The organism is Kocuria sp. KH4, from assembly GCF_053711175.1.
Genome location: NZ_JBSJYX010000001.1, coordinates 294,067 through 310,515 on the forward strand (window position 1 = coordinate 294,067; position 16,449 = coordinate 310,515).

Below are 16,449 nucleotides of genomic sequence, written 5' to 3' on the forward strand. Positions count from 1 at the left end.
GTCCTGGACGGGCACCTGTTGCGTGATGCAGTTGAGACGAGCGGAGTTCCCGGCGGTTACCGGCGGTAGTCCTCGTCGTAGTCGTCGGCGTACTTGTCGACGTAGGCCGAGTAGTCGTCCTCGTCCTCTTCGACGGTCTCCTCGACCGGTTCCCGCAGCGGCGGCAGTTGCTCGCTGCCGCGCAGCTCCCGCTGGAGTGCCGTGAGGTCGGTCTGCGGGCTGAAGTACTTCATCTCCCGCGCCTGCCGTGTCGCCTTCGCCTTTTGACGGCCGCGCCCCATGGCGTGACCCCCTCTGTCTCTTGGTCCGGACGGCGGCACTCAGGCACAGAGTACGGCCCCGGAAATGTCGTATGAATGGTTCGTGAGACCAGGGTACATGGTTTGCCGGTCCGTTGCGCCCGTGCCACCGCGTGCACGGTGGACTGTCGGGAACCTCACGGGAGACGGCCGGACCCCGGTCCGGGACCGCGCGGGGCGGGCGCGGGACCGGGTGCGCCCCGGTCCCGCACCCGGCCCCGTGCCCGGCCCCGGCGCGGGGCCCGCGCCGGCCGTCCCGGGCTCAGCCCGCGGCGTGGGCCTGCTCGCGGACCGCGCTGACGGTCAGCCCGTCGGCCACGACGTCCGCGTCGACGTCCACCCGCACGGTGTCGCCGTCCACGACCGCCCCGGACAGGATCGCCCGGGCGAGCTTGTCCCCGATCTCCCGCTGCACCAGCCGGCGCAGCGGCCGGGCGCCGTAGGCGGGGTCGTAGCCGGTGATCCCCAGCCACTCGGTCGCCGCCGGGGTGACCTCCAGGCTCAGGCGCCGCTGGCCCAGCCGGTCGGCCAGCTGGGCGACCTGGATGTCCACGATCTTCGACAGCTCGGCCGTGGACAGCGGGTCGAACAGGATGACGTCGTCGAGCCGGTTGAGGAACTCGGGCTTGAACGAGGCGTTGACCACGGTCATCACCGCCTCCCGCTTGGCGTCCTGGTCGATCGTCTGGTCCACCAGGAACTGGCTGCCCAGGTTGGAGGTAAGGATCAGGATGACGTTGCGGAAGTCCACGGTCCGGCCCTGGCCGTCGGTGAGCCGCCCGTCGTCGAGCACCTGCAGGAGGATGTCGAAGACGTCCGGGTGGGCCTTCTCGATCTCGTCGAGCAGGACCACCGAGTACGGCCGGCGCCGCACCGACTCGGTCAGCTGGCCGCCCTCCTCGTAGCCGACGTAGCCCGGAGGGGCGCCGACCAGCCGGGAGACGGTGTGCTTCTCGCCGTACTCGGACATGTCGATCCGCACCAGGGCGCGCTCGTCGTCGAACTGGAACTCCGCCAGCGACTTCGCCAGCTCCGTCTTGCCCACGCCGGTGGGGCCCAGGAACAGGAAGGAGCCGATCGGCCGGTTCGGGTCGGAGATGCCCGCGCGCGAGCGGCGCACGGCGTCCGCGACCGCCTGCACGGCCCGGTGCTGGCCGATGAGCCGCCTGCCGAGCAGCTCCTCCATGCGCAGCAGCTTCTCGGTCTCGCCCTGCAGCATGCGCCCGGCGGGGATGCCGGTCCAGGCGGAGATCACCTCGGCCACGTCGTCGGCCGTGACCTCCTCGGAGACCATGGTGTCGTGCGGGGCGGAGGTGTCCTCCTGCTCCTGGGCGAGGTCGAGCTCCTTCTGCAGGGCCGGGATCTCCCCGTAGAGCAGCCGGGACGCCTCGGCCAGGTCGCCCTGGCGCTGGGCCATCTCCGCCTGCGAGCGCAGGTTGTCGATCCGCTCCTTGAGGTCGCCCACCCGGTTCAGGCCGGCCTTCTCGGCCTCCCAGCGGGCGTTGAGGGCGTCCAGCTCGGCGCGCCTGTCGGCCAGCTCCTGGCGCAGCACGGCCAGCCGCTCGACCGACGCCGGGTCGGTCTCCCGCTCCAGGGCGAGCTCCTCCATGGTCATCCGGTCGACGGCGCGGCGCAGCTGGTCGATCTCCTCCGGGGCGGAGTCGATCTCCATGCGCAGCCGGGACGCGGCCTCGTCGACGAGGTCGATCGCCTTGTCCGGCAGCTGGCGGCCCGGGATGTAGCGGTTGGACAGCGTCGCGGCCGCGACCAGGGCCGAGTCCGCGATCTGGACCTTGTGGTGGGCCTCGTAGCGCTCCTTGAGCCCGCGCAGGATCGCCACGGTGTCCTCCACGGAGGGCTCCCCGACGTAGACCTGCTGGAACCGGCGCTCCAGGGCGGCGTCCTTCTCGATGTTCTCCCGGTACTCGTCCAGGGTGGTCGCCCCGATCAGGCGCAACTCGCCGCGGGCGAGCATGGGCTTGAGCATGTTGCCCGCGTCCATCGAGCCCTCTGCGGCGCCCGCGCCGACCACGGTGTGCAGCTCGTCGATGAAGGTGACGACCCGCCCCTCGGACTGCTTGATCTCCTCGAGGACGGCCTTGAGGCGCTCCTCGAACTCGCCGCGGTACTTGGCGCCGGCGACCATGGACCCGAGGTCCAGCGAGATCAGCGTCTTGTCCCGCAGGGACTCGGGGACGTCCCCGGCGACCATGCGCTGGGCGAGGCCCTCGACCACGGCGGTCTTGCCGACGCCGGGCTCGCCGATGAGCACGGGGTTGTTCTTGGTGCGGCGGGACAGGACCTGGACCACGCGGCGGATCTCGGAGTCGCGCCCGATCACGGGGTCGAGCTTGCCCTCGCGGGCCATCGCGGTCAGGTCGGTGCCGAACTTCTCGAGCGCCTGGAAGGTGCCCTCGGGGTCGGGGGTGGTCACCCGGCGGTCTCCTCGCACGGACGGGACGGTGCTCCTGAGCCGGTCGGGGCCGGCGCCGGCGGCGCGCAGGATCTCGCCGACCCTGCCCTCCTGCTGGGCGAGCCCGTACAGGAGGTGCTCGGTGGAGATGTACTCGTCCCCCAGGGACGCGGCGAACTGCTCCGCGGCCTGGATGACCTGCAGGGCCGCGCGGTTGAACTGGGCCTGGGCGGTCGAGGCCCCGGAGGCCGAGGGCAGGGCCTTGATGGCGGCGCTGGCCTGGGCGGACACCGCGTCGGCGTCGGCACCGGTGGCCTTGAGGACGGCGACGGCCACGCCCTCGCGCTGGTCCATCAGCGCCTTGAGGATGTGGGCGGGCTCGACCTGCGGATTGCCCGCGGTCGAGGCGTTGGTGGAGGCGGCGGCGAGGGCCTCCTGCGACTTGGTGGTGAACTTGGTCTCCACAGCGGCTCCTTGTGAACGAACGGGGCGAACCGACCCGGGCGCCTCCCGCCACGGAGTGCGGTCGGGCAGTTCAGCTAACCTGAGTCTACGTCACTCAACCTTGCGGAGCCAGCGCCTATTCCCGGACACGGATGCCGCACCGCCCCGTCAATGAGCGCGACGCTTATCACACGCTCGGCGGTTTGTCCAAGATCACACGCCGAACCCCTTGGGTGCCGCCGGCTTTCTCCGTAGTCTCGATGCTTCATCCCGTTCGGCTCGACGACGCGCCTTCCTCCTCGTTCCTGTTCCACACGGAAGGACCCGCCATGTCCGCACCCCGCACCGCGGTGCTCCAGGTGATCAACGCCCCCGGCCCCACCGGCACCCGCTTCGCCATCCTCGCCCTCGCCCTCGGCGGCTTCGGCGTGGGCACCACCGAGTTCGCCTCGATGGGCCTGCTCCCCTTCATCGCCGAGGACTTCGGCGCCTCGATCCCCGCCCTCGCCCACTCCATCTCCCTCTACGCCCTGGGCGTGGTGGTCGGCGCCCCGCTGATCACCACCCTGACCTCCCGGGTGGAGCGCAAGACCCTGCTCGTCGGGCTGATGGCGGCCTTCACCGCCGGCAACGCCCTCTCGGCGGCGGCCCCCACCCTCGACTGGCTCTACGCGGCCCGCTTCCTCTCCGGGCTGCCCCACGGGGCCTACTTCGGGGTGGCCGCGGTGGTGGCCTCCTCCCTCGTCCCGCGCGAACGGCGCGGCACCGCGGTGGCCCGGGTCGCCCTGGGCCTGACGGTGGCCAACATCGCGGGCGTCCCCCTGGCCGCCGCCCTCGGCGGGGCGCTGGGCTGGCGCTCCGGCTACGGCCTCGTGGTCCTGATCGGCCTGCTGACCGTCGCGGCCCTGGCCGTGTTCGTGCCCAGGACCCGGCAGGGCGGCGGCGTCTCCGTCGCCCAGGAGATCCGGGCCCTGGGCCGCCCCCAGGTCACCCTGACCCTCGTCGCGGGGACCGTGGGCTTCGGCGGCATGTTCGCGGTCTACACCTTCATCTCCCCCACCCTCACCGAGCTCACCGGCCTCGGCATCTCGGCGGTGCCGTGGGTGCTGGCGGTGTTCGGCGTGGGCATGACCCTGGGCTCGCTCCTGGTGGGCCCGCTGGTGGACCGCTCGATCGAGAAGACCGTCCTGGGCGCGGGTGCCGTCTCCGCCGTGGCGCTCGTGTTCTTCGGCCTCTTCGCCCACTGGGCCGTCGCGGCGGTGCTCGGCGTGCTGTGGATCGGCATCATGGGGTCCGTGTTCACCACCTCCCTGCAGATGCGCCTGCTGCGCGAGGCCAAGGACGCCCCCTCCCTCACCGCGGCCATGAACCACGCCGCCTTCAACCTCGCCAACGCCATGGGCGCCTTCCTGGGCGGGGCCGTGATTTCCGCCGGCTGGGGCTACCGCGCCCCGGCCTGGGTGGGCGTGGGCCTGGCGCTGGCCGGCCTGCTCATCCTGGCCCACGCCGTGCGGATGCAGCGCGCCGGTGCCGCCCCGGCGCGGATCCCGGCACGGGTCGTCTCCGCCTGGCCGGCCCGGACCTTCGGGACGCTCGTGGTGCTCCTGCCCGAGACCGCACCGCCGGGCCCGACCCCGGCGAGCAGCTCCCGCACCGCCTCCTGGAGCCAGCTCGTCCCGCAGTGACCCCCGCGCGCCCCGGGGCGGCTCGTCCGCCCAGGGGCGCGCCGGTTCCCCGGGACGGTGGCACACTCGGTGCCATGCGTGAGCTCGTCGTCCTCGGCACCGCCTCCCAGGTGCCCACCCGCACCCGCAACCACAACGGCTACCTGCTGCGCTGGGACGGGGCGGGGCTGCTCTTCGACCCCGGGGAGGGGACGCAGCGGCAGATGATCCACGCGGGCGTCTCCGCCGCCCAGGTGACGAGGATCTGCCTCACCCACGTCCACGGCGACCACTGCTACGGGCTGCCCGGCGTGCTCTCGCGCATGGTCCTGGACGGCGTGGAGCACCCCGTGCACCTGCACTACCCGGTCTCCGGCGAGGACGTGGTCCGGGCGCTCGTCTCCCTCGCGACCCCCGGCCTCGACCTGCGGCTGCACCCGCACGGGGGACCGGGCGCCGTGGCCGCCGGCCTGGAGGTCCGCCCCCTGCACCACCGCGTGGAGACCTACGGGTACCGGCTCGTCGAACCGGACGGGCGCACGATGCTCCCGGAGCGGCTCGCGGCCGCCGGGATCGCCGGCCCCGACGTCGGCCGCCTGCAGCGGGAGGGCGGGCTGCGCGGCGTGCGCCTGGCGGACGTGAGCGTCCCGCGCCCCGGGCGGCGGGTCGCCGTGGTGATGGACACGGCGCCGTGCCCGGGTGCGGAGGAGCTCGCGGAGCGGGCCGACCTGCTCCTGGCCGAGTCCACGTTCGCCGACGACGACGCCGCTCTCGCCGCGCAGCACCTCCACCTCACCGCCGGCCAGGCCGGCGCGCTCGCGGCCGCCGGGGGCGTGGGGACGCTGGTCCTCACCCACTTCTCGTCGCGCTATCCCGACGTCGCCCCGCTCGCGGAGCAGGCACGCCGGCGCGCCGGGGGCGCCACCGTGCAGGCGGCCCAGGACCTCGAGCGGTTCCCCCTGCCGCCGCGGCGTCCCGGGCGGCCCCAGGGGGCGCGGCCCTGACGGATTGTTAGACTCGGGGGTCCCGCACTTCCTGGAGGTCACCCCATGCCGCACCGTGTCCGCGGAGGCACCATGCAGATCGGCGAGCTCGCCGAGCGCACCGGTCTGTCCCTGCGCACGATCCGTCACTACGACGACGTGGGCCTGCTGCCGGCCTCGCGCACGGAGGGCGGCTTCCGCGTGTACACCGAGCAGGACGTGGAGCGGCTGCTGGTCGTCCGGCAGATGAAGCCGCTGGGGTTCACCCTGGAGGAGATGGCCGAGCTCCTGGAGCTGCTCGGGGCCGAGCCGGCCTCCCCGGAGCGGCTCGCGGACTTCCTGGAGCGCGCGCGGCCGGAGCGGGACGCGCTGGCCCGCAAGCTGACCCAGGCGGACGAGTTCATCGCCATGCTGGAGCACCGCCTCGGCCGGTGACAGCCTCCGTCGTCGCCCCGCCGCCGCACCGGAGGTGCGGATGGGCACGGCGAGCGGAGCGCGACACACTCTACCCTTACGGTAGGTTAGGGTTGCGGAGGCGCGGTCACCGGACGGCCGCGTGCCCGCCGCGGCGCAGCGCCGTCCCCGTGACCGCACGTCCCGGGGACCCGCATCCCCTGGCGCACTCCTCCCCCGCACCCTTCCGCCCCGTGAACGGAGCTCCCCCATGGCCACGACGACCGCCGGCCCCGCCCCGGCGCCGACCCCCGAGCAGCGCCGGTCCGTCCGCCGCACCCTCCACTCCCCCCGCCGCCTCAAGACCGAGGTCCTGGCCGGGCTCGTGGTCGCCCTGGCCCTGATCCCGGAGGCGATCGCGTTCTCGGTCATCGCCGGGGTCGATCCGCGGGTGGGCCTGTTCGCCTCCTTCACCATGGCCGTCACCACCGCGGTCCTCGGCGGCCGCCCGGCGATGATCTCCGCCGCCACGGGCGCGGTGGCCCTGGTCATCGCCCCGCTGATGGCCTCCCACGGCCTCGACCACCTCATCGCCGCCGTGATCCTGGCCGGCCTCCTCCAGGTGGCGCTGGCCCTGGTCGGCGCGGCGCGGCTGATGCGCTTCGTCCCCCGCTCGGTCATGGTGGGCTTCGTCAACGCCCTGGCCGTCCTGATCTTCAGCTCGCAGGTCCCGGAGCTGATCGGCGTGCCCTGGGCGGTCTACCCCCTCACGCTGCTGGGCCTGGCCATCGTGTTCCTCCTCCCCCGGCTCACCCGGGCGGTGCCGGCGCCGCTGGTGGCCATCGTGGTGATCACCACCCTCGTGGTCTCCTTCGGCACCGAGGTCCCCACGGTGGGCGACAAGGGCGCGCTGCCCGAGTCGCTGCCCTCGCTGTTCCTCCCCGACGTCCCGCTGGACCTCGAGACGCTGCGGACCATCGCCCCCTACGCGCTGACCATGGCCGTGGTGGGGCTGCTGGAGTCGCTGATGACCGCCAGGCTCGTCGACGACATCACGGACACCCCCTCGCCCAAGACCCGCGAGGCCTGGGCCCAGGGGGTCGCGAACGTGGTCTCGGGCCTGTTCGGCGGGATGGGCGGCTGCGCGATGATCGGCCAGACCATGATCAACGTCAAGGCCTCCGGCGCCCGCACCCGGATCTCCACCTTCCTGGCCGGGGTGTTCCTGCTGGTCCTCGTCGTCGCCCTGGGCCAGGTCGTCGCGGTGATCCCGATGGCCGCGCTCGTGGCGGTCATGATCTTCGTGTCGTGGGCCACCTTCGACTGGCACTCCGTCCACCCGACGACCCTGTCCCGGATGCCGCTGCCGGAGACCCTCGTGATGGTCTCGACCGTGGTCGTGACCGTGTGGACCCACAACCTCGCCCTGGGCGTGGTCGTCGGAGTGCTCGTCGCCCTGGTCGCCTTCGCCCGCCGGGTCGCCCACCTCGTGCGCGTGGACCGGGCGCTCGAGCAGCGCGGCGACCGGGAGACGGCCGTCTACACCGTGCACGGGGAGCTGTTCTTCGCCTCCTCCAACGACCTCCCCACGATGTTCGACTACGCCGCGGACCCCGAGCACGTGGTCGTCGACCTCTCGGACGCCCACGTGTGGGACGCGTCCACCGTCGCAGCCCTGGACTCGGTGACCGGCAGGTACGCCCGGCACGGCAAGCAGGTCCGGGTCGTGGGCCTGGACCAGGCCGGCCGCCGGATGCGCGTGCGCCTGGGCGGGATGCTCGACGGCGGGCACTGACCACCGCCCGGCACCCGCAGGATTTGCAATGACAACCCTTTGTGTCTGCATGTGAACCAGATCACACCGGGGGTCTTGCCGAACGCCCGGGAAGCGAGCATTCTTGCTTCTCACGAGGGGATTCTGTGGTCGGTACAGGACCATCCCCCGGCTCCCACGGCGTCGACCGGCGGAGCGCCCCGGAACCGGAAGGTCCGCGGCGCCGCCGAGAACCGGTCCGCGGAGGGGAGCAGCAGGGAGCGGGGCAGGCTGGGGGGCCGCCCCGCTCCCCTGTTGTGCGTCGACTCGGGGCACGCGCCGACCGGCACCGCCGCCCGGACCCGGGGCTGACGCCACCGCGGGCGGTCCGGGGAGAGCACCCCCGGTCCGGAAAACGCACCACCGCCCGGCGGGCGGTGGCGACCCCGTGGGGCGCCGGTGACGATGGACCCCGGCGGTGCCACCGCACCGCCGCCGGGACGGTCCGGACCGCTGCGCGGCGTCGCGCCCGACCCGGGACCGTCGCCACCGCGACCGCACCCCAGGGGGTTCCATGCACGACGACACCGCCGCAGCCGTGCAGGCGCGCCTGGCCCGCCGGGCGGCCGAGCAGGCCGGCCTGGCGACGGACCAGCTGTGGTGGCAGTACTTCGAGCTCGGCGGTGAGGTCGGCGCCCTGGAGGTCGAGGCGTACCTGCACGAGTGCCTGGAGCTGCCCCCGGGACACCGGGACCTGATCACCTGCGCGGTCAACGAGCTGGCCGGCGGCACGACCGCCCCCCGGGCACCCTTCTCCTGGGAGCTCCGGGGCTCCCGGGGCGACGCCGGCTCACCCGGCACCGGCCGGAGGCCGGGCACCGGACCGCTCGGCTGAGGGCCGCAGGGACCGGGACCCCGGGCCCCGGCGGCCCGGGAACGCCACGGGCCACCCGGGGCCCGCCCGGGCGTCGTGCGGCGGCGGTGGCAGAATGGGCCGGGTGCCGCCACGCCGGCGGCCCCCGCTGGATCGCGTCGAACCGGTCGGCACGGTCCGTCGCCGCCCTGTGCCCCCCCCTCGACCCCAGGAGGTCGGATGGTCCGCCCCTCGCCCCGTTCCGCCCCCGCCTCGACCGGCTGGTCGACGCTGCACCGGCACCACATCGGCGTGGACGTCAGCGGCACCCGGATCACGTACTCCACCGTGGACATGGCCGACGGTGCGCTGACCACCCCGGTGCTCCAGCGCCCCACACCGGAGCCCGCCACCCCGGAGGCCGTCGCCGCGCAGCTCGAGCTCGCCGTGGCGGAGCTGTCCGGGACGCCGAGCGCACCGGACCCTGAGGCCAGCGTGGGGGTGGCGCTGCCCACGATCCTCCGGCGGGGCGTGGCGTGCTCCGCGGCGAACATCGACGACGCCTGGATCGGGCTGGACGTCCGCCGCTTCCTCACGGGGCGGCTGGGCCGCACCGTGCAGGTCATCAACGACGCCGACGCCGCGGGGCTCGCCGAGGTCCGCTACGGCGCCGGCCGAGGGAGCACCGGCACCGTCCTGCTCATCACCCTGGGCACCGGCATCGGCTCCGCGCTGATCGTGGACGGGAAGCTGGTGCCCAACCTCGAGCTGGGCCACCTGGAGCTGCGGGGCGTGGACGCCGAGGTGCGCGCCTCCGCCCTGGCCCGCGAGCGCGACGGACTGGACTGGCCCGGCTACGCCGAGCGTGTCCAGGAGTACCTGGCCCACCTGGAGTTCCTCTTCTCGCCGGACCTGATCATCGTCGGCGGCGCCGTCTCCGCCCAGCACGACCTGTTCCTCCCGCGGCTGCGCCTGGACACGCGCGTGGTGCCGGCGGAGCTGCGGGACGCGGCCGGCGTCATCGGCGCCGCCCGCCACGCCTATCTGACGCTGCCGCCGCCCGAGGGCTAGCGCCACGGGGTCGGGACCGCAGGGCCGGTGCCGGAGGGCTAGCGCCGGAGGGCCTGGCGGAAGTACTGGATCCCCGCCAGGGCGTGCAGGACCGCGGCGACCTGGACCAGGACCCGTCCCACGTCGGTGACCCCGGGGCTGGACCACGCCGGGCCCGCCAGCACGAGCACGGTCCCGACCATGAGCAGGGCCGTCTTGGCCTTCCCGGCCGTGGTGACCCGCAGCGCGCCGAGGGACCCGTGCACCAGCGTGGCGACGCCCACCACCACGTCCACCACCGCGACGACCACCAGGACCCACCAGGGGAAGAGCCCGACGACGCTCGCGGCCACCGCGATCGCCACGGTCCCCAGCCGGTCCGCGATGGGGTCCATCACCTCCCCGACCCGGCTGCGCTGCCGCAGCGCCCGGGCCAGGGTGCCGTCGACCCAGTCGGTCAGGGAGAAGAGCGCCACCAGGACCAGCGCCCGGACCGGCCGCTCGTCGATGTCCAGCACGGCGAGCACCGCGGGAACGATGAGGGCGAAGCGCACCGCCGAGACCGCGTTGGGCACCGTGACCACGCGGTGGTAGTACGGCGACTCCGCGGGCTCCACCTCATCCTGGTGCTGTGCCATCCGGCCTCCCGTCCGTCCGTCGCCGCGCACGGGCGGGCCGGGCCCGCCCCCGCTGCTTCCGAGGGTAGCCCGTCGCGGTGCCGGCACGGCAGCACCGCCCCGCCTCCGGCCGGGCCTGCGGAGCGATCGGCGACGTCGTCGTCCACCGGGTCCTAGACCCGGTGCCCTCCGTCCTGCGGGGCCGCGGGGACCTGCCGCCGGGGGCGGCCGCGGGCTACGCTGGGCGCGTGAGGCGGGGCCCGCCCCGGGCCGTGCCCCGGACCCCGAGGAGATCGCCGTGGACCCGCGCGTGCACTTCGTCACCCTGGCCACCCCGGACCTCGACGCCGCGCGGCGGTTCTACGTGCACGGTCTGGGCTGGGAGCCGCTGCTGGACGTCCCCGGGGAGATCCTCTTCTTCCAGACCGCCCCCGGCACGGTCCTGGGCCTGTTCGACGCCGCGTCCTTCGCCCGGGACCTCGGCCGCACGGGGACGCCGTCCGCGCAGGGCGTGACGCTCGCGCACAACGTGGACGGCGAGGACGAGGTGCGCGCGGCCGTCGCGGCGATGACGGAGGCCGGCGGGACCGTGCTCACGAGCCCGCGCCGCGGGTCCTTCGGGGGTGTCTTCCACGCCCACGTGGCGGACCCGAACGGCGTCGTGTGGGAGATCGCGCACAACCCCGGATGGCGGATCGACGACGACGGCACCGTCCACCTGGGCTGAGCCCGGCCGGGACACTCAGCCGCGGACGTCGGCGCGCAGGTGGTGCTCGACGTCGTGCCGGAAGTACACCGCCAGGGACCCCACGGTGAACTCCGCGCCGTCCCCACGGCGGCCCGTCCGGGCCCACTGCTCCCCCGACACCGCGTCGAAGGCGTCCGCCGTGGCCCGCAGCTCCTGGGCGATCTCCCCGGAGACCTCGTACGGGTCCTGCTCGTTATAGCGCTCCTGGACCGCGACGGCGTCCTGGTCCCAGTCGGGGAGCACTGGGTCCTCCTCGTCGAGCATGAGGCGCACGCGCTCGCGGAAGACCCGGCTGAGGTCCCGGACGTGGCACGCGTACTCGAGCGGGGACCATGTGCCCGGGCGCGGCCGCTCGGCGGGCCGGGTCCGCCCGAGGACGGCGACCCACCGGTCGACCGTGTCCCGCACCCGCTCCCCGGTCGCGGCAACGTCCAGGTGCGGGTCGAAGCCGCACTCGGCGCAGCCCCGGTCGACGACCACGCTCCAGTCCCTGGTCTCGGGCGGAACCGGGGAGATGTCGGGGGCCTCGGGGCGCTCGGCGGTCATGCGGCCAATCTACCCGGGGCCCCGGCGCCGGGCGAGGACCCGCCGCGGACGGGGCAGCCCCGAGACCGCGGCCAGCGCGGAGGCGACGGCCATCAGGGCCGCGCTGAGCAGGAAGGACTGCCGCCCGTCCAGGTAGCCGGAGCCTGCCGCCCCCACCGCCGCACCAATCTGCCCGGCGGTGGCCATCCACGAGTACACCTCGGTCCGCCGGCTCTCCGGCGCCCGGGCCGCGGCGAGGCCGTACTGCGCGGTGATGACGACCGCCAGGCCCAGCCCCGCCACGCCCAGCGCCACCGCGGACCACACGAGCCCGCCGCGCCACGCCCCGAGCAGGCAGCCCAGCACCCACACGGCCGCCGCCGCGTGGATGTGGGCGATCCGCGAGCCGGGCGGGTCGGTGCGCCCGTAGACGAGCCCGCCGAGGATCGAGCCCGCCGAGAGCAGGGCCACGAGCAGCCCCGCCTGGGCCTCCCGCCCGGCCTCCGCGGCGACCCCCACCGCGGCCATCTCCGCGGTGGTGATGGCTCCCACGCTGCCGCCCGCGAGGGCGACGACGGGCACCAGGCGCAGCGGCAGGGGGTGCGGCTCCGCCGGGGCCACCGGGACCCGCCAGTGGGCACCCGCCGCGCGGGCCAGCAGCACGGACGTGACCGCCCCGAGCACCGCGACCACCAGCAGCGCGTGCCGGGGCGCCGTCCACCCCGCCACGGCGGCCACGGCGGCGGGGCCGAGGACGAAGACCACGTCCAGGGTCACGGACTCCCAGGCCTGGGCCGCGTGCCCGAACGACGCCGACGGGGCGCGCATGCTCCACAGGCTGCGCAGCACCGAGGTGCCCGGGGCGGTGAGGGCGCCGGTCAGGGCGGCGCAGAGCAGGACCACCGCCGTGGGGGCCCCGGCCAGGGAGGCCCAGAGCCCCAGCAGGGCGGCGGCCTGCGCCGGGCCGAGGACGCTCATCGCGGTGCGCGGCCCCGAGCGGTCCACCCACCGGCCACGGGCGGGACCGGTCACGGCGAGGGCCAGGGCGAGCACCGCCGCGGACCAGCCGGCCAGCTCGCGCCCGTGCACGGCGCCGACGCTGAGGACGAGGGCCAGCGAGACCATCGCCGTGGGCAGCTTGGCCGCCAGGCCGAGCAGCATCAGGGACCGGGACCAGGGCCGGCGCAGCATCTGCGCGTAGGACCCGGCCAGGCGCTCGGCCCGCCTCACGGGCCCCGCCGGCCGGCGGCCCCGCCCAGGCCCCCGCCCGCGGCCGGGCCCGGAGACCCCGGGCGGGGTCGGCGCTCCGCCGCGCGGGAGAGCACCCGGGCGGGGCGGAGCGGTCCGAGGGCGTGCGGCACGCGCGCCAGTCTATGCGGGCCGCCGGCTCCGGCCGGCCCGCCCCCGGGAGCGCCGGGGCCTGCCGGTAGGCTGGGGCGCATGTCCTCCCCCGGTTTCCCGCACGCCGTCCTCTTCGACCACGACGGGACGCTCGTCGACACCGAGCCCCTGTGGGACCGCGCCAAGCAGGACCTCGCCGCCGAGCACGGCCGGATCTGGACCCCGCAGGACACCGACGACACCCTGGGCCGCCCGGTGGCCGCCACGATCGACCGCATGCGCCAGATCGGGGTGCCGCTCGACGACGACGCCATGTTCCGGGCGATCTTCGAGCACAGCGTGCGGGTGCTCGAGGGGACGGAGCTGAGCTTCATCGACGGGATCGGGGAGCTGCTCACGGAGCTGGCGGACGCGGGGATCCCCGCGGCGATCGTCACCAACGCGAGCTCCGCGCTGGCCCGGCACACCGCCGCCGCGGCCCCGCCGGGCCTCGTCCGGACCACCGTGGGCACCGACGACTACGCCCGCGGCGTGCGCCCCAAGCCGGACCCGGACGCCTACCTCACCGCGGCGCGGCGGCTCGGGGTGGACCCGGCGCGGTGCGTGGTGGTGGAGGACTCCCCCGCGGGCGCGGCCGCCGGGGTCGCCGCGGGCATGCCCACGGTGGTCGTGCCCGGGGAGAAGGACGTGGCGCCCGGTCCCGGGCTGGTGCACCTGCGCTCCCACCGGGAGCTGACCCTGGAGCTGCTGCGCTCGCTGGACCCCCACTCCCCGTCGTCCCCCTTCCACCCCGCCCAGGAGGCCCGCCCGTGAGCTCCCCCGCCTTTCCCGCCGCCGTGCTCTTCGACCACGACGGCACCCTCGTGAACTCGGAGCCCCAGTGGGCCGTGGCCAAGCGGGCGGTGGCCGCCCGCTACGGCGTGGGCTGGAGCACCGAGGACGACCACGCCACGCTGGGCCGGACCGTGCCGGCCTCGGCGCGGCTGATGGTCGAGCGCGGGGCCGCGGGCACCGTGGAGGGCATCACCGCGGAGCTCGGCCGGGAGGTGGCCGACTCCCTGGCGGGCGAGGTCCCGTTCCTGCCCGGCATGCGGGCGCTGCTCGACGAGCTGGGGCGGGCCGGCATTCCCGGCGCCGTCGTGACCAACGCGCTGACCGTGGTCGCGCAGGGCACCGCGTCCGGGGCCCCGGAGGTGCTGCGGGTGGTCGTGTCCCAGGAGGACGTGGAGCACGCCAAGCCGCACCCGGAGCCCTATCTGCTCGCGGCCCGGCGGCTGGGCGTGGACCCCGCGCAGTGCGTGGCGGTGGAGGACTCGCAGACCGGGGCCGCGAGCGCGGCGGCCGCCGGGATGCCGGTGGTCGTGGTGCCCGGGGAGCTGCCCGTGGAGCCCGCGCCCGGCTTCGTGCCCGTGGACGCCCACACCGACGTCACCCTGGCGTTCCTGCGCGGACTGGCCCCGGCCGTCTGACGGGCCGCCCGACGACGACGAGGGCCCGTCCCCTGCCGCTCCGCGGACTGCGGGACGGCGGGGACGGGCCCTCGTGGTCGGTGCCGGCGCTCACCGGGCGGCGGCTCAGCGGGTCGCGGACCCCTGCGGGGAGGACGCCCGGCGGGGGCTGCGGGTGCGGCGGCGGGCGGCGGCCTGCGTCGCGCGGTCCGGCGCGGACTCGGTGGAGTACGCGGGCGCGGCCGAGCGGGTGGGCGCGGCCGAGCGCGCCGGTGCCGCCGAGCGGGAGGCCGAGCCGTTGCCCGGCCGGGACCCGGCGCGCCCGCCGTTCTCGGGGCGCTGGTCGCGGGAGGCGCCGCGCGGCTGCTCGGAGCGGTTCTGCCCGCCGCGGCCGCGGTTGCCGCCGGAGCGGCCGCCGGACCGGCCGGCGCCGGAGCGCTGACCGCCCGCCGGGCGCCCCTGGGGCTGGACGGGCTGCGGCACGTAGGCGACCTTCTCGGCGCGCTCGCCCACGAGCTCGGCCACGGCCGCGGAGCCGACGGTCACGGTGTCGAAGTTGGCGGTGACGCCCGCGGCCTTCATCAGCTGGGTGACCTCGCGGCGCTCCTCCTTGGTGGCCACCGTCACCACGGAGCCGGAGGCGCCGGCGCGGGCGGTGCGCCCGGAGCGGTGCAGGTAGGACTTGTGCTCGGTGGGCGGGTCGATGTGCACGACCAGCTCGACCTCGTCCACGTGCACGCCGCGGGCGGCGACGTCGGTGGCCACGAGCACCCGCACGTCACCGGCGGAGAACTGCGCCAGGTTCCGGTCACGGGCGTTCTGGGAGAGGTTGCCGTGCAGGTCCACGGCCGGGATGCCCATCTGGGTGAGCTTGCGGGCCATCTTCTTGGCGCGGTGCTTGGTGCGCGTGAACATCACGCGGCGCCCGGTGCCGGAGGCCAAGGTCTCGATGAGCTCCTGCTTCTCGTCGGCGTCGACCACGAGCACGTGGTGCTCCATGGTGGACACGGCCGCCTGCGGGGCGTCCACGGAGTGCTTGACCGGGTTGGACAGGAACTGCCGGACGAGCTTGTCCACGCCGCCGTCGAGGGTGGCGGAGAACAGCAGCCGCTGCCCGCCCTGCGGGGTGCGCTTGAGGATGCGGGTGACCACGGGCAGGAAGCCCATGTCGGCCATGTGGTCGGCCTCGTCGATGACCGTCACGCGGACGTCGTCCAGCGTGAGGACGTTCTGCTGCAGCAGGTCCTCGAGCCGGCCGGGGCAGGCGATGACGATGTCGGCGCCCTTGGCCAGCGCCTTCTCCTGGTTCTTCTGCGAGACGCCGCCGAAGATCACGGTGGTGCTCAGCCCGGCCGCCTCGGCGATCGGTGCCACGGTGCGGTCGATCTGCGTGGCGAGCTCGCGGGTCGGGGCCAGGACCAGGCCGGTGGGCCGGTTGGGGCGGCGGGCCGCCCGGGCACCGTCGCCGCTCAGCCCGGCGAGCCGGGACACGAGGGGCAGCGCGAACGCCACGGTCTTGCCGGAGCCGGTGCGGCCGCGGCCGAGCACGTCGCGGCCGGCCAGCGAGTCGGGGAGGGTCTTCTCCTGGATGGGGAACGCCTGCTCGATGCCCTGCTGGGCGAGGACGGCGGACAGGGCCTTGGGCACGCCAAGGTCGGTGAAAGTAGCCAAAACGGGGTTACGTCTTTCGATCGGATGTCCCGGCAAGGGGGTAGCGCGCCGGGTTGCGCCGAATGACTCCTGGAGCCCCTGCGAGCGGGCTGAGACCGTCTGGAACGGTGCCGCGCTGGAAGAAGAACGGGGTGCTCGACGCCTGCCTGCTCACCCGGGGACGGGGAGCAGTGCCATATGCAATACCACCCACCCTACAGCACGGGCGCCGCGCCGCCGCCCGGATGTGGTGGAGGGCACGCCCGGC

At 75.0% G+C, this 16,449-nt stretch carries 15 protein-coding genes; 9 read left to right on the forward strand and 6 right to left on the reverse strand.

Annotation, left to right across the window (positions count from 1 at the left end; all coding sequences use genetic code 11):
* Positions 1 to 56 precede the first annotated feature (56 nt).
* Positions 57 to 281, reverse strand: a complete 225-nt coding sequence (locus ACWCOM_RS01430; RefSeq protein WP_454546949.1) for a DUF3073 domain-containing protein — start codon at positions 279 to 281, stop codon at positions 57 to 59.
* Positions 282 to 561: 280 nt separating this feature from the next.
* Complete coding sequence (gene clpB, locus ACWCOM_RS01435) at positions 562 to 3,177, reverse strand: ATP-dependent chaperone ClpB (protein WP_454546950.1); 2,616 nt, start codon at positions 3,175 to 3,177, stop codon at positions 562 to 564.
* Between the two features lie 308 nt (positions 3,178 to 3,485).
* Here clpB and ACWCOM_RS01440 point away from each other — a divergent pair, with 308 nt between their 5' ends.
* The 6 genes from ACWCOM_RS01440 to ppgK all read left to right on the forward strand — a co-directional run bounded on the left by ACWCOM_RS01440 (position 3,486) and on the right by ppgK (position 9,873).
* A complete protein-coding gene (locus ACWCOM_RS01440; protein ID WP_454546951.1) occupies positions 3,486 to 4,841 on the forward strand; it encodes an MFS transporter in 1,356 nt (451 codons plus the stop codon).
* Positions 4,842 to 4,915: 74 nt separating this feature from the next.
* Positions 4,916 to 5,824 carry a ribonuclease Z gene (locus ACWCOM_RS01445; protein ID WP_454546952.1) on the forward strand — a complete coding sequence of 303 codons (909 nt, stop codon included), beginning with the start codon at positions 4,916 to 4,918 and terminating at the stop codon, positions 5,822 to 5,824.
* A 45-nt stretch (positions 5,825 to 5,869) separates the two neighbouring features.
* Positions 5,870 to 6,238: a MerR family transcriptional regulator gene (locus ACWCOM_RS01450; protein WP_454546953.1), complete on the forward strand. Its 369-nt coding sequence runs from the start codon at positions 5,870 to 5,872 to the stop codon at positions 6,236 to 6,238.
* 229 nt (positions 6,239 to 6,467) lie between these two features.
* Positions 6,468 to 7,991 (forward strand): SulP family inorganic anion transporter, encoded by a 1,524-nt coding sequence (locus tag ACWCOM_RS01455; RefSeq protein WP_454546954.1) that lies wholly within the window; start codon positions 6,468 to 6,470, stop codon positions 7,989 to 7,991.
* Between the two features lie 532 nt (positions 7,992 to 8,523).
* Positions 8,524 to 8,844, forward strand: coding sequence for a hypothetical protein (locus ACWCOM_RS01460; protein ID WP_454546955.1), 321 nt, complete (start codon positions 8,524 to 8,526; stop codon positions 8,842 to 8,844).
* A gap of 198 nt (positions 8,845 to 9,042) precedes the next feature.
* Positions 9,043 to 9,873, forward strand: coding sequence for a polyphosphate--glucose phosphotransferase (gene ppgK, locus ACWCOM_RS01465; RefSeq protein ID WP_454546956.1), 831 nt, complete (start codon positions 9,043 to 9,045; stop codon positions 9,871 to 9,873).
* A 38-nt stretch (positions 9,874 to 9,911) separates the two neighbouring features.
* On the opposite strand, the gene ACWCOM_RS01470 is transcribed toward ppgK, so the two are convergent.
* On the reverse strand, positions 9,912 to 10,490 hold the full coding sequence (locus tag ACWCOM_RS01470; RefSeq protein WP_454546957.1) for a CDP-alcohol phosphatidyltransferase family protein: 579 nt from the start codon (positions 10,488 to 10,490) through the stop codon (positions 9,912 to 9,914).
* Between the two features lie 277 nt (positions 10,491 to 10,767).
* On the opposite strand from ACWCOM_RS01470, the gene ACWCOM_RS01475 reads away from it, so the two are divergent.
* Complete coding sequence (locus ACWCOM_RS01475; RefSeq protein WP_454546958.1) at positions 10,768 to 11,196, forward strand: VOC family protein; 429 nt, start codon at positions 10,768 to 10,770, stop codon at positions 11,194 to 11,196.
* Between the two features lie 15 nt (positions 11,197 to 11,211).
* Here ACWCOM_RS01475 and ACWCOM_RS01480 read toward each other — a convergent pair whose 3' ends face one another.
* Both ACWCOM_RS01480 and ACWCOM_RS01485 read right to left on the reverse strand, forming a co-directional pair.
* Positions 11,212 to 11,763 (reverse strand): DinB family protein, encoded by a 552-nt coding sequence (locus ACWCOM_RS01480; protein WP_454546959.1) that lies wholly within the window; start codon positions 11,761 to 11,763, stop codon positions 11,212 to 11,214.
* Between the two features lie 9 nt (positions 11,764 to 11,772).
* Positions 11,773 to 12,972 (reverse strand): MFS transporter, encoded by a 1,200-nt coding sequence (locus ACWCOM_RS01485; RefSeq protein ID WP_454546960.1) that lies wholly within the window; start codon positions 12,970 to 12,972, stop codon positions 11,773 to 11,775.
* 210 nt (positions 12,973 to 13,182) lie between these two features.
* On the opposite strand from ACWCOM_RS01485, the gene ACWCOM_RS01490 reads away from it, so the two are divergent.
* Entirely contained in the window at positions 13,183 to 13,896 is a 714-nt protein-coding gene (locus ACWCOM_RS01490; protein ID WP_454546961.1) for an HAD-IA family hydrolase, read from the forward strand.
* The gene (locus tag ACWCOM_RS01495) at positions 13,893 to 14,552 is read left to right on the forward strand and encodes an HAD family hydrolase (protein WP_454546962.1); all 660 of its coding nucleotides are present in this window, start codon (positions 13,893 to 13,895) and stop codon (positions 14,550 to 14,552) included. The genes ACWCOM_RS01490 and ACWCOM_RS01495 overlap by 4 nt, the downstream gene beginning before the upstream one ends.
* Positions 14,553 to 14,657: 105 nt before the next feature.
* On the opposite strand, the gene ACWCOM_RS01500 is transcribed toward ACWCOM_RS01495, so the two are convergent.
* Complete coding sequence (locus tag ACWCOM_RS01500) at positions 14,658 to 16,202, reverse strand: DEAD/DEAH box helicase (RefSeq protein ID WP_454546963.1); 1,545 nt, start codon at positions 16,200 to 16,202, stop codon at positions 14,658 to 14,660.
* Positions 16,203 to 16,449: the final 247 nt, after the last annotated feature.

Bases quoted from the DNA above. Each gene is read 5' to 3' on its own strand.
- ACWCOM_RS01430 (WP_454546949.1), bottom strand. From the start codon at position 281: ATGGGGCGCGGCCGTCAAAAGGCGAAGGCGACACGGCAGGCGCGGGAG.
- ACWCOM_RS01440 (WP_454546951.1), top strand. From the start codon at position 3,486: ATGTCCGCACCCCGCACCGCGGTGCTCCAGGTGATCAACGCCCCCGGC.
- ACWCOM_RS01445 (WP_454546952.1), top strand. From the start codon at position 4,916: ATGCGTGAGCTCGTCGTCCTCGGCACCGCCTCCCAGGTGCCCACCCGC.
- ACWCOM_RS01450 (WP_454546953.1), top strand. From the start codon at position 5,870: ATGCCGCACCGTGTCCGCGGAGGCACCATGCAGATCGGCGAGCTCGCC.
- ACWCOM_RS01455 (WP_454546954.1), top strand. From the start codon at position 6,468: ATGGCCACGACGACCGCCGGCCCCGCCCCGGCGCCGACCCCCGAGCAG.
- ACWCOM_RS01460 (WP_454546955.1), top strand. From the start codon at position 8,524: ATGCACGACGACACCGCCGCAGCCGTGCAGGCGCGCCTGGCCCGCCGG.
- ppgK (WP_454546956.1), top strand. From the start codon at position 9,043: ATGGTCCGCCCCTCGCCCCGTTCCGCCCCCGCCTCGACCGGCTGGTCG.
- ACWCOM_RS01470 (WP_454546957.1), bottom strand. From the start codon at position 10,490: ATGGCACAGCACCAGGATGAGGTGGAGCCCGCGGAGTCGCCGTACTAC.
- ACWCOM_RS01480 (WP_454546959.1), bottom strand. From the start codon at position 11,763: ATGACCGCCGAGCGCCCCGAGGCCCCCGACATCTCCCCGGTTCCGCCC.
- ACWCOM_RS01490 (WP_454546961.1), top strand. From the start codon at position 13,183: ATGTCCTCCCCCGGTTTCCCGCACGCCGTCCTCTTCGACCACGACGGG.